The 21,359-nt window shown below is 63.0% G+C and carries 21 protein-coding genes and 1 tRNA gene; 13 read left to right on the top strand and 9 right to left on the bottom strand.

Annotated features, from left to right (window positions below):
* Positions 1-199 precede the first annotated feature (199 nt).
* Complete coding sequence (locus J5M71_RS24935) at positions 200-1,144, bottom strand: GlxA family transcriptional regulator (RefSeq protein WP_207838033.1); 945 nt, start codon at positions 1,142-1,144, stop codon at positions 200-202.
* A gap of 147 nt (positions 1,145-1,291) precedes the next feature.
* Here J5M71_RS24935 and choX point away from each other — a divergent pair, with 147 nt between their 5' ends.
* The 5 genes from choX (at position 1,292) to J5M71_RS24910 (ending at position 5,295) form a co-directional block, all read left to right on the top strand.
* Positions 1,292-2,236, top strand: a complete 945-nt coding sequence (gene choX / locus J5M71_RS24930; protein ID WP_063914504.1) for a choline ABC transporter substrate-binding protein — start codon at positions 1,292-1,294, stop codon at positions 2,234-2,236.
* Between the two features lie 121 nt (positions 2,237-2,357).
* Positions 2,358-3,242, top strand: coding sequence for a 3-keto-5-aminohexanoate cleavage protein (locus J5M71_RS24925; RefSeq protein WP_063914503.1), 885 nt, complete (start codon positions 2,358-2,360; stop codon positions 3,240-3,242).
* Positions 3,243-3,260: 18 nt separating this feature from the next.
* The gene (locus tag J5M71_RS24920; RefSeq protein WP_063914502.1) at positions 3,261-4,226 is read left to right on the top strand and encodes an L-carnitine dehydrogenase; all 966 of its coding nucleotides are present in this window, start codon (positions 3,261-3,263) and stop codon (positions 4,224-4,226) included.
* Between the two features lie 10 nt (positions 4,227-4,236).
* Positions 4,237-4,713 (top strand): thioesterase family protein, encoded by a 477-nt coding sequence (locus J5M71_RS24915; protein WP_207838031.1) that lies wholly within the window; start codon positions 4,237-4,239, stop codon positions 4,711-4,713.
* A gap of 324 nt (positions 4,714-5,037) precedes the next feature.
* Positions 5,038-5,295: a hypothetical protein gene (locus tag J5M71_RS24910; protein WP_046614493.1), complete on the top strand. Its 258-nt coding sequence runs from the start codon at positions 5,038-5,040 to the stop codon at positions 5,293-5,295.
* A gap of 119 nt (positions 5,296-5,414) precedes the next feature.
* Here J5M71_RS24910 and J5M71_RS24905 read toward each other — a convergent pair whose 3' ends face one another.
* A complete protein-coding gene (locus J5M71_RS24905) occupies positions 5,415-6,521 on the bottom strand; it encodes a GlxA family transcriptional regulator (protein WP_025337376.1) in 1,107 nt (368 codons plus the stop codon).
* Positions 6,522-7,019: 498 nt separating this feature from the next.
* Positions 7,020-8,396: an L-serine ammonia-lyase gene (locus tag J5M71_RS24900; RefSeq protein WP_207838029.1), complete on the bottom strand. Its 1,377-nt coding sequence runs from the start codon at positions 8,394-8,396 to the stop codon at positions 7,020-7,022.
* A gap of 453 nt (positions 8,397-8,849) precedes the next feature.
* Between J5M71_RS24900 and J5M71_RS24895 the strand changes: the two genes are divergently transcribed.
* The 3 genes from J5M71_RS24895 to choV all read left to right on the top strand — a co-directional run bounded on the left by J5M71_RS24895 (position 8,850) and on the right by choV (position 11,901).
* Positions 8,850-9,797, top strand: a complete 948-nt coding sequence (locus J5M71_RS24895) for a choline ABC transporter substrate-binding protein (protein WP_063914499.1) — start codon at positions 8,850-8,852, stop codon at positions 9,795-9,797.
* 80 nt (positions 9,798-9,877) lie between these two features.
* A complete protein-coding gene (gene choW / locus J5M71_RS24890; RefSeq protein ID WP_172827548.1) occupies positions 9,878-10,726 on the top strand; it encodes a choline ABC transporter permease subunit in 849 nt (282 codons plus the stop codon).
* Positions 10,723-11,901 carry a choline ABC transporter ATP-binding protein gene (gene choV / locus J5M71_RS24885; RefSeq protein WP_063914497.1) on the top strand — a complete coding sequence of 393 codons (1,179 nt, stop codon included), beginning with the start codon at positions 10,723-10,725 and terminating at the stop codon, positions 11,899-11,901. The genes choW and choV overlap by 4 nt, the downstream gene beginning before the upstream one ends.
* 36 nt (positions 11,902-11,937) lie before the next feature.
* Here choV and hisF read toward each other — a convergent pair whose 3' ends face one another.
* The 6 genes from hisF to J5M71_RS24855 all read right to left on the bottom strand — a co-directional run bounded on the left by hisF (position 11,938) and on the right by J5M71_RS24855 (position 16,883).
* On the bottom strand, positions 11,938-12,708 hold the full coding sequence (gene hisF, locus J5M71_RS24880; protein ID WP_025337372.1) for an imidazole glycerol phosphate synthase subunit HisF: 771 nt from the start codon (positions 12,706-12,708) through the stop codon (positions 11,938-11,940).
* 10 nt (positions 12,709-12,718) lie between these two features.
* Positions 12,719-13,456, bottom strand: coding sequence for a 1-(5-phosphoribosyl)-5-[(5-phosphoribosylamino)methylideneamino]imidazole-4-carboxamide isomerase (gene hisA, locus J5M71_RS24875; protein ID WP_003257484.1), 738 nt, complete (start codon positions 13,454-13,456; stop codon positions 12,719-12,721).
* 27 nt (positions 13,457-13,483) lie between these two features.
* Complete coding sequence (locus tag J5M71_RS24870; RefSeq protein ID WP_046614499.1) at positions 13,484-13,744, bottom strand: DUF2164 domain-containing protein; 261 nt, start codon at positions 13,742-13,744, stop codon at positions 13,484-13,486.
* Positions 13,745-14,383: an imidazole glycerol phosphate synthase subunit HisH gene (gene hisH, locus J5M71_RS24865; RefSeq protein ID WP_063914495.1), complete on the bottom strand. Its 639-nt coding sequence runs from the start codon at positions 14,381-14,383 to the stop codon at positions 13,745-13,747. It abuts the gene before it with no gap.
* Positions 14,384-14,977 carry an imidazoleglycerol-phosphate dehydratase HisB gene (gene hisB / locus J5M71_RS24860; protein ID WP_003255736.1) on the bottom strand — a complete coding sequence of 198 codons (594 nt, stop codon included), beginning with the start codon at positions 14,975-14,977 and terminating at the stop codon, positions 14,384-14,386.
* A 244-nt stretch (positions 14,978-15,221) separates the two neighbouring features.
* Positions 15,222-16,883: an OFA family MFS transporter gene (locus tag J5M71_RS24855; RefSeq protein WP_207838027.1), complete on the bottom strand. Its 1,662-nt coding sequence runs from the start codon at positions 16,881-16,883 to the stop codon at positions 15,222-15,224.
* Between the two features lie 284 nt (positions 16,884-17,167).
* Between J5M71_RS24855 and J5M71_RS24850 the strand changes: the two genes are divergently transcribed.
* The 5 genes from J5M71_RS24850 to J5M71_RS29595 all read left to right on the top strand — a co-directional run bounded on the left by J5M71_RS24850 (position 17,168) and on the right by J5M71_RS29595 (position 21,254).
* Positions 17,168-19,414, top strand: a complete 2,247-nt coding sequence (locus J5M71_RS24850; RefSeq protein WP_207838024.1) for an AsmA family protein — start codon at positions 17,168-17,170, stop codon at positions 19,412-19,414.
* On the top strand, positions 19,411-20,478 hold the full coding sequence (mutY, locus tag J5M71_RS24845) for an A/G-specific adenine glycosylase (protein WP_207838022.1): 1,068 nt from the start codon (positions 19,411-19,413) through the stop codon (positions 20,476-20,478). The genes J5M71_RS24850 and mutY overlap by 4 nt, the downstream gene beginning before the upstream one ends.
* Complete coding sequence (locus J5M71_RS24840; RefSeq protein WP_003257478.1) at positions 20,475-20,747, top strand: oxidative damage protection protein; 273 nt, start codon at positions 20,475-20,477, stop codon at positions 20,745-20,747. Before mutY ends, J5M71_RS24840 begins: the two co-directional genes overlap by 4 nt.
* Before the next feature lie 90 nt (positions 20,748-20,837).
* Positions 20,838-20,913 (top strand) — tRNA-Phe (locus J5M71_RS24835).
* Between the two features lie 212 nt (positions 20,914-21,125).
* Entirely contained in the window at positions 21,126-21,254 is a 129-nt protein-coding gene (locus J5M71_RS29595; protein ID WP_267933683.1) for a hypothetical protein, read from the top strand.
* Positions 21,255-21,359: the final 105 nt, after the last annotated feature.

Raw genomic sequence — 21,359 nt, 5'->3', positions numbered from 1 at the left:
GAGAAGCCCGGGAGCAAGGCGTTCGAGGCGGCGTTGGATACCTGCGTGGCGCAGCGCAGTGATGACCGCTCGGAGTACCTGCAGTCCATCGGCCAGCAGTAAGCCTGTACCGGCCTCTTCGCGGGCACGCCCGCTCCCACAGGTACTGCGCAATCTGTGGGAGCGGGCGTGCCCGCGAAGAGGCCGGTGCAGGGGGAAATCAAACCACCCGGGCCAAGCGGTCCTCCCGCGGGCAACGCTGGTAACGCGCCCGATAGCAGCGGGTAAAGTACGAAGCCGACTCGAACCCGCACGCCACCCCCACCTCCAGCACACTCATGTCGGTCTGGCGCAACAACTGCCGTGCCTTGTCCAGGCGCAGTCGCAAGTAGAACCCACTGGGGGTGTCATCCAGGTGCACGCGAAACAGCCGCTCCAGCTGGCGCCGGGTCACCTGCACCGCTTCGGCCAGCACCTGGGTATTGAGCGGCTGCTCGGTGTTGCGCTCCATCTCGCCAATCACCTTCACCAGCTTCTTGTTGCTGATGCCATAGCGGCTGGCGATCTGCATGCGCTGGTGGTCCTGTCGCTGGCGGATACGTCCGAGCACGAACTGCTCCGACACCTGCACCGCCAGTTCACTACCGTGGGCCTGGGCAATCAGGTCGAGCATCAGGTCGATCGAAGCGGTGCCACCGGCACAGGTGATGCGCCGCCGGTCGATCTCGAACAGCTCCTGGGTCGCCTGCAGTCTCGGGTAATTCTCCTTGAACGCCTCCAGCGCCTCCCAGTGCACGGTGGCGCGGTGGCCGTCGAGCAGGCCAGCCTCGGCCAGCACCACCGCGCCAGTATCAATGCCACCCAGAATCACCCCCTCATGGTCCAGGCGGCGTAGCGCCTGCTGCAGCGTCGGCCCGTAACAGGCCAGTGGCTCGAAGCCGGCGACGATCAGCAGGGTGCCGCCAGGTTCGCCCGCTGCCAGTGCGGCGTCGGCGTTCACCGACATGCCATTGCTGGCCTGCACCGCCCCGCCATCCAGGCTCAATACCTGCCAGCGATACAACGGGCCCTTGAAGCGGTTGGCCACCCGCAGTGGCTCCAGGGCACTGATGAAACCCATGGCCGAGAACCCGGGCAACAACAGAAAGTGAATGATTTGCGGCATTGCATGCTCCACGGCAAAGGTGGTCGCCTCCGTGCAAATGTTGGTCGCCAGGGTGCGATTTTCCACCCTGACAGCAGCGTAGCTTCTTCATACGACCCAGAGAGGTCGAACCCCAATAACAATATGCACTGCCGATGGAGAGCCACCATGCACAGCTTGATCCGCCGCAGCCTGTTGACCCTTGCTCTGAGTAGCATCGCCGCTTCCCCACTATTCGCCGCCGAGCCTGCGGCCTGCAAGAACGTCCGTCTGGGCGTGGTCAACTGGACCGACGTCATCGCCACCAGCGCCATGGCCCAGGTGCTGCTCGACGGGCTGGGCTACCAGACCAAGCAGACCAGCGCTTCGCAGCAAATCATCTTCGCAGGTATTCGCGACAAACGCCTGGACATGTTCCTGGGTTACTGGAACCCGATCATGACCCAGACCATTACCCCGTTCGTCGACGCCAAGCAGGTCAAGGTGCTCGACAAGCCCAGCCTGGAAGACGCCCGCGCCACCCTGGCGGTGCCCAAGTACCTGGCCGACAAGGGCCTGAAGACCTTCGCCGACATCCACAAGTTCGAAAAGGAACTGGGCGGGAAGATCTACGGCATCGAACCAGGTTCGGGCGCCAACACCCAGATCAAGGCGATGATTGCCAAGAACCAGTTCGGCCTGGGCAAGTTCCAGCTGGTCGAGTCCAGCGAGGCCGGCATGCTCGCCGCCGTCGACCGCGCGGTGCGGCGCAACGAGGCCGTGGTGTTCTTCGGCTGGGCGCCGCACCCGATGAACGTGAACATCGACATGGTCTACCTGGGCGACAGCCAGGATGCCCTGGGCCCTGACGAAGGCCGCGCGACAGTGTGGACAGTGACCGCGCCGGACTACGCCGAACGCTGCCCCAACGCCCACCGCCTGCTGGCCAACCTGAACTTCAGCGCCGAGGACGAGAGCCGCATGATGCAGCCGCTGCTCGACCACAAGGATGCGCTGGAGTCAGCCCGCCAGTGGCTCAAGGACCACCCCGAGGACAAGGCCCGCTGGCTGGAGGGTGTGACCACCTTCGATGGCAAGCCGGCTGCCGACAACCTCAACCTCAGCGCCAACTGATCCGACCCATTCGCGGGTAAAACCGCTCCCACAAGTCATGCACATGCCAGGGGCAACATCGTCCCCTGTGGGAGCAGGTTTACCCGCGAAAAGGCCACCAGACACCACAAGGAACCCCGCCATGAACCACGACGTCATCATCACCTGCGCCCTGACCGGCGCCGGCGACACCGCTTCGAAAAGCCACCTTGTTCCAGTCACCCCCAAGCAGATCGCCGAGTCCGCCGTAGAGGCCGCCAAGGCCGGCGCCACCGTGGTCCACTGCCACGTCCGCGACCCGCAAACCGGCCGCTTCAGCCGCGACGTGGCGCTGTATCGCGAGGTCATGGAACGCATCCGCGAAGCCGACGTGGACATCATCGTCAACCTTACCGCCGGCATGGGTGGCGACCTGGAAATCGGCCCGGGTGAAACACCGCTGGAGTTCGGCCCGGGCACCGACCTGATCGGCCCACTGGAGCGCCTGGCCCATGTCGAAGCACTGCTGCCGGAAATCTGCACCCTCGACTGCGGCACCCTCAACTTCGGCGACGGCAACTCGATCTACGTCTCCACCCCGGCGCAACTGCGCGCCGGCGCCAAGCGCATCACTGAACTGGGGGTGAAAGCCGAACTGGAAATCTTCGACACCGGCCACCTGTGGTTCGCCAAGCAAATGATCAAGGAAGGCCTGCTGGATGATCCGCTGTTCCAACTGTGCCTGGGCATCCCGTGGGGCGCGCCGGCCGATACCACCACCATGAAGGCGATGGTCGACAACCTGCCGGCCAACGTCACCTGGGCCGGGTTCGGCATCGGCCGCATGCAGATGCCGATGGCAGCACAGGCCGTGTTGCTTGGCGGCAACGTGCGGGTAGGCCTGGAGGACAACCTGTACCTGGACCGTGGCGTACTGGCCAGCAACGGCCAACTGGTCGAGCGCGCAGTGGAAATCATCTCGCGTCTTGGCGCCCGTGTACTGACCCCGGCCGAGGGCCGGGAAAAGATGAACCTCAAACGCCGCTGATCCCTTCAGGAGACCAACATGACCTTCATCACCGAGATCAAGACCTTCGCCGCCCTGGGTAGTGGCGTGATCGGCAGCGGCTGGGTCGCCCGCGCCCTGGCCCACGGCCTGGACGTGGTCGCCTGGGACCCGGCACCCGGCGCCGAGCAGGCCTTGCGCAAGCGCATCGCCAACGCCTGGCCCGCGCTGGAGAAGCAAGGCCTGGCGCCGGGCGCATCACAAGACCGCCTGAAGTTCGTCGCCACCATCGAGGAATGCGTCCGCGACGCCGACTTCATCCAGGAAAGCGCACCTGAGCGCCTGGACCTGAAACTCGACCTGCACGCAAAGATCAGCGCTGCCGCCAAACCCGACGCGATCATCGGCTCCAGCACTTCGGGCCTGCTGCCCAGCGAATTCTACGAGTCGGCCACCCACCCCGAGCGCTGCGTGGTCGGCCACCCGTTCAACCCGGTGTACCTGCTGCCGCTGGTGGAAATCGTCGGCGGCAACCGCACCGCCCCCGAGGCCATCGAAGCTGCCAGGACCATCTACACCGCCCTGGGCATGCGCCCGCTGCACGTGCGCAAGGAAGTGCCCGGGTTCATCGCCGACCGCCTGCTCGAAGCCCTGTGGCGCGAGGCCCTGCACCTGGTCAACGACGGCGTGGCCAGCACCGGCGAGATCGACGATGCCATCCGCTTCGGCGCCGGCCTGCGCTGGTCGTTCATGGGCACCTTCCTCACCTACACCCTGGCCGGTGGCGATGCTGGCATGCGCCACTTCATGGCCCAGTTCGGCCCGGCGCTGAAGCTGCCGTGGACCTACCTGCCAGCCCCGGAGCTCACCGACAAGCTGATCGACGATGTGGTCGAAGGCACCGCGGAGCAACTGGGCGAACGCAGCATCGCCGCACTGGAGCGCTATCGTGATGACACCCTGCTGGCAGTGCTGGAAGCGGTGAAGACCAGCAAGGCCAGCCACGGTATGGCTTTCGGCGACTGAGGAGACCGCGATGCCCGCATTGATTACCTACCGCACCCCGGTCCAGGAGGACTGGGTCGACTACAACGGGCACCTGCGCGATGCCTTCTACTTGCTGATCTTCAGCTATGCCACCGATGCGCTGATGGAGCGCATCGGCCTGGATGCCGACAGCCGTGGGCAGAGCGGTAATTCACTGTTCACCCTGGAGGCACACATCAACTACCTGCACGAAGTGAAGCTGGGCACCGAGGTGTGGGTGCAGACGCAGATCATCGGCTTCGACCGCAAGCGCCTGCATGTCTACCACAGCCTGCACCGGGCGGGGTTCGACGAGGCGCTGGCGGCCAGTGAGCAGATGCTGCTGCATGTGGACCTGGCGGGACCGAAGTCGGCGCCGTTCAGTGAGCAGAGTGTCGGGTTGCTGCAAGGCTTGGTGGAGCAACAACAGGATCTGCCGCCGGCCGAGTTCGTGGGCCGGGTAATAGGCCTGCCTGCAGCAAAGTGAGAAAAAGCACATAACCTGTGGGAGCGGGCGTGCCCGCTCCCACAGGTCATATATTCCGGCTTGAAAAAAATAACCCCGGAAAGCCGTGAGCATCCGGGGCCAAGAGCGAGCAACATCCATGCACTAACGTGGGTGACCAAACCCTTCGTTGCGGTAGATGGCTTGAGTGTGCGCACTTCCCGAACGGTGGATTTAGCCGGAAACGACCTGTTCTTAGCCAAAGCAGCCATGGCGCCATTCTGTTGTTGCGGGCATGTCGCCAGCGTCACAGAATCGGTCGTAAATCACAGCAGCACTCTCTTAGCGATAAAAGGGACAACAGCCATGATGCATGCGGATTTGATTGACCAGGACGATCTGGCAGGCCACCTGCGCGCGCGGGGGTTCGAGATTCCGGCCGGGGCTACTGCCGAGCAGGCCTGCGAAGCGGTGGTGCGTGGGCTGACCGAGCCCAATGCACGGGCGCTGAAGGGGATGGTGGAGCAGATGTATACCGGCAGTGCGACGATCCTGCCGGCGGTGCGCCAGGCCATCGACAAACAGCTGTTGCCGGCGTTGGCGCAGTTCAACAAGCGCGCCTGATTCGTTTTCCTGTACTGGCCTCTTCGCGGGTAAACCCGCTCCCACAGGTACTGCACTGCTTTTGAATTCAGTGCAGTACCTGTGGGAGCGGGTTTACCCGCGAAGAGGCCAGTGCTGTTTCAGAGCCTTACACTGGCAAAGGTCGACTCGTTGCGCGCCTGGCTCAGGGCCGCCATCGGCCCGCTGTGCGGCGACAGGGTCATGGCCTGGGGGATCGGCATCATCGCCACCTGCTGCGCAGTGTTGGAACCCACGCGCTCGTCACGCGGCGGAATGCCGAAGTACTCGCGGTAGCACTTCGAGAAGTGCGGGGTCGACACGAAGCCGCACACCGACGCCACTTCGATGATCGACATCGGCGTCTGCTTCAGCAGCTGCCGGGCGCGGATCAGGCGCAGCTTCAGGTAGTAACGCGACGGCGAACAGTGCAGGTACTTCTGGAACAGGCGCTCGAGCTGCCGGCGCGATACCGACACGTATACCGCCAGTTCGTCCAGGTCGATCGGCTCTTCGAGGTTGGCCTCCATCAGCGCAACGATTTCCTGCAGCTTCGGCTGGTTGGTGCCAAGCATGTGCTTGAGTGGCACGCGCTGGTGATCCTGCTCGTTGCGGATGCGCTCGTAGACGAACATTTCGGAGATCGCCGCCGACAGTTCACGACCGTGGTCGCGGCTGATCAGGTGCAGCATCATGTCCAGCGGCGCAGTGCCGCCAGAGCTGGTGAAGCGGTTACGGTCGAGGGTGAACAGGCGGGTACTCATGTTGACCCGCGGGTAGGCCTCCTGCATGGCCGCCAGGCATTCCCAGTGCACGCTGCAATCGAAACCATCCAGCAGCCCGGCACAGGCCAAGGCCCAGCTGCCGGTGCATACCGCGCCCAGACGGCGCGACTGACGGGCCTGGGTTTGCAACCAGGTGACATGCTCGCGGGTAACGCTGCGCTGGATGCCCACGCCGCCACAGACAATCACGGTATCGATGGGGGGCGCACTGTGCATGGCGGCGTCAGGGGTTATCTGCAAGCCATCGCTGGCCCACACCTGCCCACCATCGGCGGTGAGGGTGTGCCAGCGGTACAGCTCACGGCCGGACAGCTGGTTGGCCATGCGCAGCGGCTCGACGGCCGACGCCAGGGAAATCAGGGTGAAATTGTCCAATAGGAGAAACCCGATGGACTGGGGGGCTGTGCGGTTCTGGGTTGGGTTCCCGGAGGTGTACGACGTCATCGCGATTTCTCCTCACACAAATGCAGGGTGTGCCTCAGGCGGGCACTGATTTCTTGTTATGTATGGCCCCGGTTTCATGTGCAGGGGCTTTGGTGCCAATCTCAACGCAAACGCCGTGCCTGAAATTGAACGGCTATCCAAAAAAAACTGAAAACGACGCCTTTGTTAGGCAAATCAGGTGCTTTGACCGAGTTGGCCAATCTTCGCAAAACAGGCGTGCTAGGCGTTGTGCGTGTAACGGCTGAGCAATTTGGTGACACGCGCAGTGTAGGATGCCCAGAAACGACACTCTTGAGTGTCACCGACAACGCCCACACTGATAACGACACCCGACGATCGGTATGCGTCGTTTGCACCATAAAGAGACATTTGTAGCTGTGCTGCACCTGTTTCAATCTCAAGGCCCCCTTCGCGGGCACGCCCGCTCCCACAGGGATTGCACAGTTCCTGTGGGAGCGGGCGTGCCCGCGAAGGGGGCCTTGAGGCCAGATCAACCTATCAGCATTCGATAGCGCTGACCGCCAGGCCACCGCGCGAGGTCTCTTTGTACTTGTCGTGCATGTCGGCCCCGGTATCGCGCATGGTGCGGATTACCTGGTCGAGGGAAATGAAATGCTCGCCGTCACCACGCAGGGCCATCTGCACTGCGTTGATGGCCTTTACCGCGGCAATCGCGTTGCGCTCGATGCACGGCACCTGCACCAACCCGCCGACCGGGTCGCAGGTCAGGCCCAGGTTGTGTTCCAGGGCAATTTCAGCGGCGTTCTCCACCTGCGGCGGCGTAGCCCCCAGCACTTCGGCCAGCCCGGCAGCGGCCATGGCACAGGCCGAGCCGACTTCCCCCTGGCAGCCAACCTCGGCACCGGAAATCGACGCGTTCTTCTTGCACAGGATGCCCACTGCCGCAGCGGCGAGGAAGAAGTCGACCACGCTGGACTCGTTCACCGCATCACTGAAGCGCATGTAGTAATGCAGCACCGCCGGAATGATGCCGGCAGCGCCGTTGGTCGGCGCAGTGACCATGCGCCCGCCGGCGGCGTTCTCTTCGTTGACCGCCAGGGCGAACAGGTTGACCCATTCCATGGCGCTCATGGTCGAGCCGATCACGTTGGGCTTGCCGATTTCCTGCAGGCTGCGGTGCAGCTTGGCAGCACGGCGGCGCACGTTCAGGCCGCCGGGCAACGTGCCTTCGTACTTCAAGCCATTGTTGACGCACTCCTGCATGGCTTCCCAGAGTTTGTACAGGCCGGCACGGATCTCTTCCTCGCTGCGCCATACCTTCTCGTTGGCCATCATCAATTGCGACACGCTGAGGTCGTTTTGCTTGCACAGGCGCAGCAGTTCGGCAGCGCTGTTGAAGTCGTACGGCAGCACCGTCTGGTCGGCATCCAGCACGCCGCTGGCGGCCTGGGCGGCATCGACCACGAAACCGCCACCCACCGAGTAGTAAGTGTCGCGGTGCAGCTCGCCCTGCTCGCCTTCGGCAATCAGGGTCATGGCGTTGGGGTGGTACGGCAGGTTCTCGTCCAGCAGCAGCATGTCGCGGGCCCAGACAAATTCGATGGGCAGGCGGTTGTCCAGTTGCAGGGTGTTGGTTTCACGCAGGTCGGCGATACGCGGCACGATCTGGGTCGGGTCAATGGCGTCAGGCCATTCGCCCATCAGGCCCATGATGGTGGCGTTGTCGGTGCCGTGACCGATACCGGTGGCCGACAGCGAGCCATACAGGCGCACTTCGATCCGCTGCACACGTTCCAGCTCGCCGCGTTCGCGCAGGCCCTGGACGAACAGGGCGCCAGCACGCATGGGGCCGACGGTGTGGGAGCTGGAGGGCCCGACACCGATCTTGAACAGGTCGAACACGCTGATGGCCATTATCGAATCACCTCTTGCTGGGCTTGTCTCTGCGCGCCATGCGCAGGGCGGGGCAGCTGCTAGGCTGAAACAGCGGGCCGCCTTGAATGCACGCATCATCGGGCTTTTACCGCCCCCCTCGCCGTCTGCAACCGACGTACTTTTGTCCAGCAGCGCCGCGCTGTTTTTACGTGTGGAGCTGCCCTCGCCTCGCCGCTTTCCGGCGGCCTGGTGACGTAAAAATGCGGCTGAAGGGGTGGAAAAATCCATAAGCGACATCGCCCATACTGGATACGACCCGTTCCGTACTGGTTACGACCCCACCAGTAGGCGATTGCCCAGCGCTGGAGGATTATCGAAAGCGACTCGTAAAGCACGGCCACGCATCCTGCCCTCTGCAGGCCTGGTCGACCGGACCCTGAGAAAGCCCGGCGACCCAAGCGAACCCGAAGACAAAATCACAGGAGTCCATCCATGAAAGGTTCACCATCGCTTTTGCTGGTTGCGTTGCTGTCCGCGCCTTTGCTGGCACAGGCCGCCGAACCCGAGCAATGCCAGACGGTACGGTTCTCGGATGTCGGCTGGACCGACATCACGGTCACCACCGCGACCACCAGCGTTGTGCTCGAAGCACTGGGTTACAAGACCCACACCACCATGATCTCGGTACCGGTGACCTACAAGTCGCTGGCCACCGGCAAGGACCTGGACGTGTTTCTCGGCAACTGGATGCCGACCATGGAGAACGACATCAAGCAATACCGCGACGCCGGCACTGTAGAAACCGTGCGCGCCAACCTGGAAAACGCCAAATACACCCTGGCGGTGCCCCAGGCGCTGTATGACAAGGGCCTGAAGGATTTCAGCGACATTCCCAAGTTCAAGAAAGAACTCGACAGCAAGATCTACGGCATCGAACCCGGCAACGATGGCAACCGCACCATCCAGAGCATGATCGACAAGAACGCCTTCGGCCTGAAGGACGCCGGCTTCAAGATCGTCCAGTCCAGCGAGGCCGGCATGCTGTCGCAGGTCGACCGCGCGCAGAAACGCGGCGAGGCGCTGGTGTTCCTCGGCTGGGAACCGCACCCGATGAACACCCGCTTCAAGATGCAGTACCTGACTGGCGGGGACGAGTTCTTCGGCCCCGACTTCGGCAAGGCGACCGTATTGACCAACACCCGCAAGGGTTATGTGCAGGAATGCAGCAACGTTGGCCAGCTGTTGAAGAATCTGTCGTTCGAGCTCAAGGATGAAAGCACCATGATGGGCTATGTCCTGGACGACAAGATGAAACCCGAGGCGGCTGCCAAGAAGTGGCTCAAGGACAACCCTGGCAAACTGGAGGCCTGGCTGGCCGGCGTTACCACCGTGGATGGCAAACCCGGCCTTGAGGCGGCCAAGGCCAAGCTGACGCAATAACGAAATACGCAATAGCGCTACCTCGGGGCAGGCCCGTGCCTGCCCCGGGTGATTTCAATCTATGCAGGTGGAAGCTCGCTATCATGCTTATCGATCAGAAAATACCTCTGGGCCAGTACATCGCGTCGTTCGTCGAGTGGCTGACCCAGAACGGCGCGAGTTACTTCGACGCCATCGCGCAAGGCCTGGAGTTCATGATCCATGGCGTCACCAGTGCCCTGACTTTCTTCAATCCGTTCGTGCTCATCGCTCTGTTCGCCGCCTTGGCGCACTTCATCCAGCGCAAGTGGGCGCTGACCGCATTCGTTGCCCTGTCGTTTCTGCTGATCCTCAACCTGGGTTACTGGCAGGAAACCATGGAAACCCTGGCGCAGGTCACCTTCGCCACGGTGGTGTGCGTGGCCATCGGCGTGCCGCTGGGCATCGTCGCCGCGCACAAACCGATGTTCTATACCGCCATGCGCCCGGTACTCGACCTGATGCAGACGGTACCTACCTTCGTCTACCTGATCCCCACCCTGACCCTGTTCGGCCTGGGTGTGGTGCCGGGGCTGATCTCGACGGTGGTGTTCGCCATCGCCGCGCCGATCCGCCTCACCTACCTGGGCATCTGCGACGTCCCGCAAGAGCTGATGGACGCCGGCAAGGCCTTTGGCTGCTCGCGACGCCAGCTGCTCACCCGGATTGAACTGCCGCACGCGATGCCAAGCATCGCCGCCGGCGTTACCCAGTGCATCATGCTGTCGCTGTCGATGGTGGTGATTGCCGCCCTGGTCGGTGCTGACGGCTTGGGCAAACCTGTGGTCAACGCACTGAACACCGCCGATATTTCCCTGGGCTTCGAAGCGGGCCTGGCGATCGTGCTGCTGGCGATCATGCTCGACCGTATCTGCAAGCAACCGGACCTGCCGGTAAGGGGTGAAGCATGAGCATCATTCGTTTCGAAGACGTCGACGTCATCTTCTCCAACAAGCCGCGCGAAGCGCTGGCCCTGCTCGACCAGGGCCAGACCCGCGAGCAGATCCTCAAGCAGACCGGCCTGGTGGTGGGTGTCGAGAAGGCCAACCTGGATATCCAGAAGGGCGAGATCTGCGTGCTTATGGGCCTGTCCGGTTCGGGCAAGTCGAGTTTGCTGCGCTGCATCAACGGCCTCAACACCGTCAGCCGCGGCAAGCTGTTCGTCGAGCACGAAGGCAAGCACATCGACATTGCCCACTGCACCCCGGCCGAGCTGAAGATGATGCGCACCAAGCGCATTGCCATGGTGTTCCAGAAGTTCGCCCTGATGCCCTGGCTGACGGTGCGCGAGAACATCAGCTTTGGCCTGGAAATGCAGGGCCGCCCCGAGAAGGAACGGCGCAAGCTGGTTGACGAGAAACTCGAACTGGTGGGCCTGACCCAGTGGCGCAACAAGAAGCCGGACGAACTGTCTGGCGGCATGCAGCAGCGCGTGGGCCTGGCCCGGGCGCTGGCGATGGATGCCGACATCCTGCTGATGGACGAACCGTTCTCGGCACTGGACCCGCTGATCCGCCAAGGCCTGCAAGACGAGTTGCTTGGCCTGCAGGCCAAGCTGAGCAAGACCATCGTGTTCGTCAGCCACGACCTGGACGAGGCCCTGAAGCTGGGTAGCCGCATCGCGATCATGAAGGACGGGCGGATCATCCAGTACAGCAAGCCGGAAGAGATCGTGCTCAACCCGGCCGACGAGTATGTGCGCACCTTCGTCGCCCATACCAACCCGCTGAACGTGCTGTGCGGGCGCAGCCTGATGCGCAGCCTGGACAACTGCAAGCGGGTGAATGGCTCGGTGTGCATCGATCCCGGCATCGACTCGTGGCTGGACCTTGGCGAAGGTGGCTCGATCAAGCGCGCACGCCAAGGGCAGAACGGGCTTGACCTGCAGAACTGGGCACCAGGGCAGGATGTGGAACTGCTGGGCCGCCGCCCAACGTTGGTAAATGCCGATATCGGCATGCGCGACGCGCTACAGATTCGTTACCAGACCGGCAACAAGCTGGTGTTGCAGGACAACGACAAGGTGGTGGGGATTCTTGGGGATACCGAGCTGTATCACGCCTTGCTCGGCAAGAATCACGGTTGATGCAATTGGGGCCGCGTTGCGGCCCCAATCAATGGATCAGCGAACAACGATCCCGCGCGAAGCCATGTAGGCCTTGGCCTCCGGCACGGTGTACTCGCCAAAATGGAAGATACTGGCCGCCAGCACCGCACTGGCGTGCCCTTCCAGAATGCCGTCAGCCAGGTGCTGCAGGTTACCCACCCCACCCGAGGCAATCACCGGAATACCCAGCGCATCACTGATCGCACGGGTAACACCCAGGTCGAAGCCGTTCTTCATGCCGTCCTGGTCCATGCTGGTCAGCAGGATCTCGCCAGCCCCCAGGCCTTCCATCTTCTTCGCCCATTCAACGGCATCCAGCCCGGTCGGCTTGCGCCCACCATGGGTGAAAATCTCCCAGCGCGGCTGCTCACCCGGCCCTGACACCTTCTTGGCGTCGATGGCGACAACGATGCACTGCGAACCGAAACGGTCCGCTGCCTCGCCGACAAACTCCGGGTTGAACACCGCAGCCGTGTTGATCGAAACCTTGTCGGCACCGGCATTGAGCAGGTTGCGGATGTCCTGCACGGTGCGCACGCCGCCGCCCACGGTCAGCGGGATGAACACCTGGCTGGCCATGCGCTCGACGGTATGCAGGGTGGTGTCGCGGCCATCGACGCTGGCGGTGATGTCGAGGAAGGTGATTTCGTCGGCACCTTGCTCGTCGTAGCGACGGGCGATTTCCACCGGGTCGCCGGCATCACGGATATTCTCGAACTTGACGCCCTTGACCACCCGGCCGTTGTCCACGTCCAGGCAAGGGATGATGCGCTTGGCCAGTGCCATGGTTCAGTCCTCAGCCTTGGTAGTTGTCGCAGAAGGCCTGGGCCTCGGCGACATCGAGGGTGCCTTCGTAGATGGCACGGCCGGTGATGGCGCCGATGATGCCCGGGGCCTTGGCGTCCAGCAGGGCCTTGATGTCGCCCAGGTTATGGATGCCGCCCGAGGCGATCACCGGGATCGAGGTGGCTTCTGCCAGCGCCTTGGTGAACGGCACGTTGCAGCCCTGCATCATGCCGTCCTTGGCGATGTCGGTGTAGACGATCGCCGAGACGCCATCGGCCTCGAAACGCTTGGCCAGGTCGATGACCTGCACCGAGCTCACTTCAGCCCAGCCATCAGTGGCGACGAAGCCGTCTTTTGCGTCCAGGCCAACGATGACCTTGCCCGGGAAGGCCTTGCACGCTTCGGCAACGAACTCCGGCTGCTTGACCGCCTTGGTGCCAATGATCACGTAGCTGACGCCAGCCTTGACGTAGTGCTCGATGGTTTCCAGCGAGCGGATGCCACCGCCGATCTGGATCGGCAGGGTCGGGTAGCGCTTGGCAATGGCGGTGACCACTTCACCGTTGACCGGCTGGCCTTCGAAGGCGCCGTTGAGGTCGACCAGGTGCAGGCGGCGGCAGCCACCCTCGACCCACTTGGCGGCCATGCTCACCGGGTCGTCGGAAAATACCGTGGAGTCTTCCATGCGGCCCTGGCGCAGGCGCACGCAGGCACCGTCCTTCAGATCGATAGCGGGGATAATCAGCATCTTGGGAACCTGTCTGTTCTTGGGGTTTCAGGGCTTCTCGAGCGCCCACAGATCACTTTCGATGCTCTCGAACCGCTCCTTGAGGTGCAGCTGAACATCGGCAATCGCCCTGTTGTAGTAATGGGGTGCAATTTCTTTGCTGAACAGCTCGAGGACCTCGGCCACTTCGAACGACCCCAGCTCCAGCTCGAAACGGTCTTCGAGGAAGCGCTTGAGCGTGTGCAGTGCTTCGCGCTCTTGCTCGGGGGCCAGGGTGATGACCGGGGCCTTGGTCTTCGACCTGCTCATTTACCAGCGCCCATCCCAGGCGACGAAGTTCTGCAGCAGCTGCAGGCCATGGGTATGGCTCTTCTCCGGGTGGAACTGCACGGCAAAGCGCGAACCATCGGCCAGCGCGGCAGCGAAATCGACACCGTAATGGCCGCGGCCGACCACCTGGGCCGGCTTGCCGGCATTGATGTAGTAGCTGTGCACGAAGTAGAACCGCGCTCGGTCGGGGATGTCGTGCCACAGTGGGTGGTCGTTGGTCTGGCCGACTTCGTTCCAGCCCATGTGCGGCACCTTCAGGTGCTCGCCGTCTTCCTGCAGGTCTTTGCCGAAGAAACGCACCTGGCCGGGGAACAGGCCGATGCAGTCGACACCGTCGTTTTCTTCGCTGTGGTCAAGCAGTGCCTGCATACCCACACAGATGCCGAGGAACGGGCGGTCCTGGCTGACTTCGCGCACCAGGCTGTCGAAGCCCAGGCGGCGGATTTCGGCCATGCAGTCGCGAATCGCGCCCACCCCCGGAAACACCACACGGTCGGCTTCGCGGATAACCGCAGCATCGCTGGTGACCAGCACCTTACCGGCACCTACATGCTCGAGCGCCTTGGCCACCGAGTGCAGGTTGCCCATGCCATAGTCGATTACGGCTACCGTCTGCATTTACAGGCACCCTTTGGTGGAAGGCATCTGCCCGGCCATGCGCTCGTCGAGGGTAATGGCCATGCGCAAGGCGCGGCCGAAAGCCTTGAACACGGTCTCGATCTGGTGATGGGTGTTGTGACCACGCAGGTTGTCGATGTGCAGGGTCACCAGGGCGTGGTTGACGAAGCCCTGGAAGAACTCCTGGAACAGGTCGACATCGAAGCCACCGACGCTGGCGCGGGTGTACGGCACGTGCATCTGCAGGCCCGGGCGACCGGAGAAGTCGATGACCACGCGCGACAGCGCTTCGTCCAGCGGCACGTAGGCGTGGCCGTAGCGGAAGATGCCCTTCTTGTCACCGATGGCCTGGGCGAATGCCATGCCCAGGGTGATGCCGACGTCTTCGACGGTATGGTGATCGTCGATATGCGTGTCACCCTTGCACTCGATATCCAGATCGATCAGCCCATGGCGGGCGATCTGGTCCAGCATGTGTTCAAGGAAAGGCACACCGATATCGAATCGGGCCTTGCCACTGCCATCGAGGTTGATCGAGCACTTGACCTGGGTTTCCAGGGTGTTGCGCTCGACGGAAGCCTTACGTTCGACCATCACCAGCTCCGCAAAATCATTAGGCGAAAAGGGCTTCATTATAGGCCTAGAACGCGCCGGCTTGAAACGCGGATGACATATGGCAAAGCAAGCAATTACGGGGGCAGGATACCGCTACAGGTCTATACAACCGGGTAACCTGGGGCTGCTTTGCAGCCCATCGCGACACAAGGCCGCTCCCACAGAGGCATGGTCACCTGTGGAAGCGGCCTTGTGTCGCGAAAGGGGCGCAAAGCGCCCCCAATCAATGGAACAGCACAGCCGTCTTCTGCAGGGTAATCCACACCCCCCAGGCCAACGGCACGACCACCACCGCCCAGGCCAGCAACACCAGCGGCAGGCTACCCGGCGCCGCCTTCCACTCCAGCGATCGCGCCCCGTCGGCACCTTTGTCATGGCTCAACGCCCGCTCGGCAGCCAGTTCGGCATCGCTCATGAAATGCTTGTCGGCCACCGGTCGCACCAGCATGTTGCAGACAAAGCCCAGCACCAGCAGGCCGGCGAGGATGTACAGGGTCATGTCATAAGCAGCCGCACGCTCTACCCCGGCCGCCAACTGATACTCGCGCAGGTAGGTGATCAGCACCGGCCCCAGCACCCCCGCCGCCGCCCAGGCAGTCAGCAGGCGGCCATGAATGGCGCCGACCATCTGCGTGCCGAACAGGTCGGCCAGGTAGGCCGGTACCGTGGCGAAACCACCACCGTACATCGACAGGATGATGCAGAACGCCGCCACGAACAGCGCCACGTTACCCAGGTGCCCCATGTTCGGCACCAGGCTGTACAAGCCCACGCCCAGGGCGAAAAAGGCGAAATAGGTGTTCTTGCGGCCAATGTAGTCGGAGAACGACGCCCAGAAGAACCGCCCGCCGATGTTGAACAGGCTCAGCAGGCCGGTGAAGCCGGCGGCGATCGCGGCAATCTGCGCCAGCTGGGCGCTGTTCAGCTCGCTGAAGCTCAGCTCGTTGCCCAGCAACTTGCCGGCGAACACTTCCTGCAGCAACGGCGAAGCCATGCCGAGGATGCCGATACCCGCCGACACGTTCAGGCACAGCACCAGCCAGATCAAGGCGAACTGCGGGGTCTTCCAGGCCACGCTGACATGCACGTGGCGGTCGGTGACCATGGTGTTGCCAGCCTTTTTCACCGGGGCGCTCCAGCCTTCGGGCTTCCAGCCGGTCGGCGGCACGCGATACGCCAGGGCACCGGCGATCATGAACACGAAGTAGATCGCCGCCATGGCGACGAAGCTCTGCCACACACCCACTTCCTGCGTATTGCCGAAGTGGCCCATCAGCGCGGTGGCCAGCGGCGCACCGACCATGGCCCCGCCGCCGAAGCCCATGATCGCCATACCGGTGGCCATGCCGCGCTTGTCCGGGAACCATTTGATCAGGGTCGACACTGGCGAGATGTAGCCCAGGCCCAGGCCGATACCGCCGATTACGCCGGAGCCCAGCCACATCAGCCACAGCTGGTGGGTTTTCACGCCAAGGGCCGAAATCAGCATGCCGCCGCACCAGCACAGCGCCGACACCAGGCCGGCCTTGCGCGGGCCGGCGTGTTCCAGCCAACCACCCAGCACGGCCGCCGAGCATCCGAGGAAGACGAAGAACAGGGTGTAGATCCAGCTCAGCATGGAGATCGGCCAATCGCATTCGGCGCTGAACATACGGGCCATGAAGCCCATGTCCGCCGCGCACGCGACCGGGGCGGTGATGCCGAGGGCTTGCGACAGTGGTAGCCAGAACACCGAGAAGCCATAGGCCATGCCGATGCACAGGTGAATGGCCAGGGCGGCGGGCGGGACCAGCCAGCGGTTGAAGCCCGGGCGGGCGATGATGCGCTCCTTCGACAGGAAGCCTGGCGCACTGGCCAGGGTCCCCGCCGCGACGGTACTGCTCATAGGATTAGGTCCTTCTTATAGGGAGGGTGCAGGCAAAGCGGCGCAAGGGTAGCAGCACCAAGTAGCATGAAAGCAATCTGATATCGTTAATTTTTGCTCAGCTGAAACGGTCCTCTTTCTGAAGTCCACAGTTGATCGCGTACAGCAAAAATACTGTCGAAAGCCGTACCATCTGCTGTACGCGTAGGAAACACCCTGTATCTCTAGACGAATACGCAGGGGCAACGGCTGCGGCGCTATACTCTGGCGCTTGAATTTCAATAACGGACTACAAGGACTCGCCCATGAAAGCGTTCGGCAAAATCCTGGGACTTGGGCTTCTCGGGTTGCTGCTGATCATCGTGGCGCTGGGCTTCGCCCTGACCCACCTCTTCGATCCCAACGACTACAAAGACGAGATTCGCCAGCTGGCACGTGACAAGGCTCACGTCGAGCTGACCCTCAACGGTGACATTGGCTGGAGCCTGTTCCCGTGGCTGGGCCTGGAGTTGCACGAGGCGAGCATCGCCACCTTGAACAAACCCAAGGAGCCATTCGCCGACCTGCAGATGCTCGGCCTGTCGGTACGGGTGCTGCCACTGCTGCGCCGTGAAGTGCAGATGAGCGACGTGCGCGTCGAGGGCCTGAACCTGACCCTGGCCCGTGATGAACACGGCCATGGCAACTGGGAAGACATTGGCAAGCCGCTGTCCGCGCAGAACGGCGCCAGCGCCGATGCGCAGGCCAGTGCTCCAGCCCAGGCACCGACCGAACAGGCGTCGGCGCCGGCCGCCAGCAACGAACGCGCCGTCAAGCTGGACATCGACAGCCTGACCGTGAACAACGCCCGTGTGCAGTACACCGATGCCAAGACCGGCCAGAGCTACAGCGCCGAAAGCATCCAGCTGAGCACCGGCCCGGTCCACGAAGGGGCGAACATTCCGCTCAAGGCCAGCGCCTTCCTCAGTGCCAGCCAGCCGAACATCAAGGCCCGCACCGAACTGGCCGGCGAGCTGCGCTTCGACCGCAAGCTCAAGCGCTACAACTTCGAAGACATGCGCCTGTCGGGCGAAACATCGGGTGAACCCACCGGCGGCAAGGCCGTGACCTTCGCCGCCCAGGGCCAGTTGCTGGTCGACCTGGCCGCCAATGTCGCCTCGTGGAGCGGCCTGAAAGTCTCGGCCAACCAGCTGCGCGCCCTGGGCGAACTGAACCTGCGTGACCTGGACAAGGCGCCACAGCTGAGCGGTGGCCTGTCCATCGCCCAGTTCGACCTGCGCACCTTCCTCGACAGCATCGGCCGCCCGCTGCCGGCCACCAACGACCCGGCGGCCTTCGCCAAGCTGGAGCTGGTCACCCGCCTGCAGGGCACGCCGAACAGCCTGGCCCTGGAAGACCTGGCGGTGAAGCTGGACGACAGCACCTTCAGTGGCCGCGTGGCCGTCGAAGACTTCGCCAGACAGGCCCTGCGCCTGCAGCTCAAAGGCGACACCTTCGACGCCGACCGCTACCTGCCGGCCAAGAGCGAAGAGGCCAAGGGCGCCACCGCCGCACGCCAGGCCGAAGTCAAGCAACAAGAGGCCAGCGCAGTCGCCGGTGCCGGCACCACGCCGCTGCCCAACGCCCCGACCCAGGTGGCCTGGAGCGACGACAAGCTGCTGCCGGTCGACCGCCTGCGCGCCCTCGACCTGCAGGCCGACCTGGCCTTCGGCTCGCTGACCCTGGACAAACTGCCGATCGAAGACGCCCAGCTCAAGGCCATCGGCCAGGGCGGCCTGCTGACCCTGCAAACCCTGCGCGGTGAGCTGTACAACGGCACCTTCGAGGCCAAGGGCACTGTCGATGTGCGCCCTGCCGTGCCGCAACTGGGTGTCAACACCAGCATCCAGCGGGTGCCGGTGGAACACTTCATAAAGACCGAGGGCAAGGAACAGACACCACCGGTCAAAGGCCTGCTGACCCTGACCAGCGACCTGACGGCCACCGGCAACAGCCAGAAGGCCCTGGTCGACACCCTCAACGGCAACGCCAACTTCGTCATCAACGACGGCGTGCTGGTCAATGCCAACCTGGAACAGCAACTGTGCCAGGCCATCGCCACGCTGAACCGCAAATCGCTCAACGGCGAGCCACGCGGCAAGGACACACCGTTCCAGGAACTGCGTGGCAGCCTGGTGGTGCGCAATGGCGTCGCCAACAACCCGGACCTCAAGGCGCGCATTCCGGGCCTGACCGTCAACGGCCATGGTGACCTCGACCTGCGCGTGCTGGGCATGGACTACAACGTTGGCGTGGTCGTCGAAGGCGACCAGCGCGCCATGCCGGACCCGGCCTGCCAGGTCAACGAACGCTATGTGGGTGTCGAAATACCGCTGCGCTGCCGTGGCCCGCTGGAGCTGGGCGCCAAGGCTTGCCGCCTGGACCAGAACGGCCTGGGCAAAGTAGCCGCCAAGCTGGCCGGCAATCGCCTGCAAGACAAGATCGATGAAAAACTCGGAGACAAAGTGAGCCCGGAAGTGAAAGACGTGCTCAAGGGGCTGTTCAAGCGATGAGCCCCGAGCAGTTCTCCAGCGCCGTGCTGGATTGGTATGACGAACACGGCCGGCACGACCTGCCCTGGCAACAGGGCATCACCCCGTACCGGGTGTGGGTGTCGGAAATCATGTTGCAGCAGACCCAGGTCAGCACCGTGCTCAACTACTTCGACCGTTTCATGCAGGCCCTGCCGACCGTGCAGGCCCTGGCCGAGGCGCCGGAGGACGAAGTGCTGCACCTGTGGACGGGCCTGGGCTACTACACCCGGGCGCGCAACCTGCAAAAGGCCGCGAAGATCGTGGTCGAACAGCATGGTGGTGAATTCCCGCGCAGTGTCGAGCAGCTCACCGAGCTGCCCGGCATCGGCCGCTCCACTGCCGGCGCCATCGCCAGCATCAGCATGGGCATCCGCGCACCGATCCTCGACGGCAACGTCAAGCGCGTGCTGGCCCGCTACACCGCCCAGGCCGGCTACCCTGGCGAGCCCAAGGTGGCCAACCAGCTTTGGGCCACGGCCGAACGCTTTACTCCGCAACTGCGGGCCAACCACTACACCCAGGCGATGATGGACATGGGCGCCACGCTGTGCACCCGCAGCAAGCCCAGTTGCCTGATCTGCCCGCTGCAGCGCGGTTGCGAAGCGCACCTGCACGGTGAAGAAACCCGCTACCCCGAGCCCAAGCCGCGCAAGGCACTGCCGCAACGGCGCACCCTGATGCCGCTGCTGGCCAACCACGAAGGCGCCATCCTGCTTTACCGCCGCCCGTCCAGCGGCCTGTGGGGTGGTTTGTGGAGCCTGCCGGAGCTGGACGACATCGCCCAGCTCGACGACCTGGCCTACCAGCACGGCCTGCGCCTGGCTGACAGCCGCGTCATGGAAGGCCTGACCCATACCTTCAGCCACTTCCAGCTGGCGATCGAACCCTGGCTGGTACGCGTCGACCCGGTCGGCCAGCACGTGGCCGAGGCCGACTGGCTCTGGTATAACCTCGCCACCCCGCCGCGCCTGGGCTTAGCCGCCCCGGTGAAAAAGCTGCTCAAACGCGCGGCCGACGAACTGATCGCAGGAGACGCCCGATGACCCGCACCGTGATGTGCCGCAAGTACAAAGAAGAACTGCCAGGCCTGGAGCGCCCGCCCTACCCCGGCGCCAAGGGCCAGGACATCTTCGAACACATCTCGCAGAAAGCCTGGGCCGACTGGCAGAAGCACCAGACCATGCTGATCAACGAAAAGCGCCTGAACATGATGAACGCCGAGGACCGCAAATTCCTCCAGGGCGAGATGGACAAGTTTTTCGCTGGCGAAGAATACGCCCAGGCGGAAGGCTACGTTCCACCCTCGGAATGACCCCACGGAACGTAAGCGACGGAATTAATTTAAAATTTTTTCAAAAAGTCGTTGACGAGCGGTCTGAAAGTCTATTTAATTCACCTCGTCGCCCAGATAGCTCAGTCGGTAGAGCAGAGGATTGAAAATCCTCGTGTCGGCGGTTCGACTCCGTCTCTGGGCACCACCTTCAAGCTTCTGGTGGTTGCAAAGTTACCCGAAGCGACAACAAGAAACCCGCCTAGTGCGGGTTTTTTGTTGTCTGTGGTTTTCTACCCGTTCCACCTCTCCGGCCAGCGCCCCCCCTACTGCAACATACCGTCATGACAAGGCACTGGATTCCGTTACTACTCAAGCCGAGACTCCTCCCCCAAGCGGCCCGCTTGAAAGGAGAGGCAAATGGTTTTTACGGCAGAAGAGCAACAGCTATGGAACAGCGCGATAGCGTTTGCCAAAGGCAATAAGAAAGCGATCGCCAGAAAACTCACCTGCACTGCAGGAATGGCTCATTCAGGCAACCTAAGTTGACCAACATCAAAACGCTATCAATCGCTCATCCTTAAGATGCCAGGTGGACATTCGACCTGACCTCGCAAGGACCTCCATGAGCGAAGAATCCCCCCTCCTGCTCCC

The organism is Pseudomonas sp. 43(2021) (assembly GCF_017490805.1).
Classification (GTDB): domain Bacteria; phylum Pseudomonadota; class Gammaproteobacteria; order Pseudomonadales; family Pseudomonadaceae; genus Aquipseudomonas.
This window is presented reverse-complemented; position numbering and strand designations above follow the sequence as displayed.

Bases quoted from the DNA above. Each gene is read 5' to 3' on its own strand.
- J5M71_RS24925 (WP_063914503.1), top strand. From the start codon at position 2,358: ATGAACCACGACGTCATCATCACCTGCGCCCTGACCGGCGCCGGCGAC.
- J5M71_RS29595 (WP_267933683.1), top strand. From the start codon at position 21,126: ATGGTTTTTACGGCAGAAGAGCAACAGCTATGGAACAGCGCGATAGCG.
- J5M71_RS24935 (WP_207838033.1), bottom strand. From the start codon at position 1,144: ATGCCGCAAATCATTCACTTTCTGTTGTTGCCCGGGTTCTCGGCCATG.
- J5M71_RS24900 (WP_207838029.1), bottom strand. From the start codon at position 8,396: ATGGCCATCAGCGTGTTCGACCTGTTCAAGATCGGTGTCGGGCCCTCC.
- J5M71_RS24855 (WP_207838027.1), bottom strand. From the start codon at position 16,883: ATGAGCAGTACCGTCGCGGCGGGGACCCTGGCCAGTGCGCCAGGCTTC.
- hisA (WP_003257484.1), bottom strand. From the start codon at position 13,456: ATGCTGATTATCCCCGCTATCGATCTGAAGGACGGTGCCTGCGTGCGC.
- hisF (WP_025337372.1), bottom strand. From the start codon at position 12,708: ATGGCACTGGCCAAGCGCATCATCCCTTGCCTGGACGTGGACAACGGC.
- J5M71_RS24895 (WP_063914499.1), top strand. From the start codon at position 8,850: ATGAAAGGTTCACCATCGCTTTTGCTGGTTGCGTTGCTGTCCGCGCCT.
- J5M71_RS24840 (WP_003257478.1), top strand. From the start codon at position 20,475: ATGACCCGCACCGTGATGTGCCGCAAGTACAAAGAAGAACTGCCAGGC.
- choV (WP_063914497.1), top strand. From the start codon at position 10,723: ATGAGCATCATTCGTTTCGAAGACGTCGACGTCATCTTCTCCAACAAG.
- J5M71_RS24910 (WP_046614493.1), top strand. From the start codon at position 5,038: ATGATGCATGCGGATTTGATTGACCAGGACGATCTGGCAGGCCACCTG.
- choX (WP_063914504.1), top strand. From the start codon at position 1,292: ATGCACAGCTTGATCCGCCGCAGCCTGTTGACCCTTGCTCTGAGTAGC.
- hisH (WP_063914495.1), bottom strand. From the start codon at position 14,383: ATGCAGACGGTAGCCGTAATCGACTATGGCATGGGCAACCTGCACTCG.
- J5M71_RS24870 (WP_046614499.1), bottom strand. From the start codon at position 13,744: ATGAGCAGGTCGAAGACCAAGGCCCCGGTCATCACCCTGGCCCCCGAG.
- mutY (WP_207838022.1), top strand. From the start codon at position 19,411: ATGAGCCCCGAGCAGTTCTCCAGCGCCGTGCTGGATTGGTATGACGAA.
- hisB (WP_003255736.1), bottom strand. From the start codon at position 14,977: ATGGTCGAACGTAAGGCTTCCGTCGAGCGCAACACCCTGGAAACCCAG.
- J5M71_RS24915 (WP_207838031.1), top strand. From the start codon at position 4,237: ATGCCCGCATTGATTACCTACCGCACCCCGGTCCAGGAGGACTGGGTC.
- J5M71_RS24920 (WP_063914502.1), top strand. From the start codon at position 3,261: ATGACCTTCATCACCGAGATCAAGACCTTCGCCGCCCTGGGTAGTGGC.
- J5M71_RS24905 (WP_025337376.1), bottom strand. From the start codon at position 6,521: ATGACGTCGTACACCTCCGGGAACCCAACCCAGAACCGCACAGCCCCC.
- J5M71_RS24850 (WP_207838024.1), top strand. From the start codon at position 17,168: ATGAAAGCGTTCGGCAAAATCCTGGGACTTGGGCTTCTCGGGTTGCTG.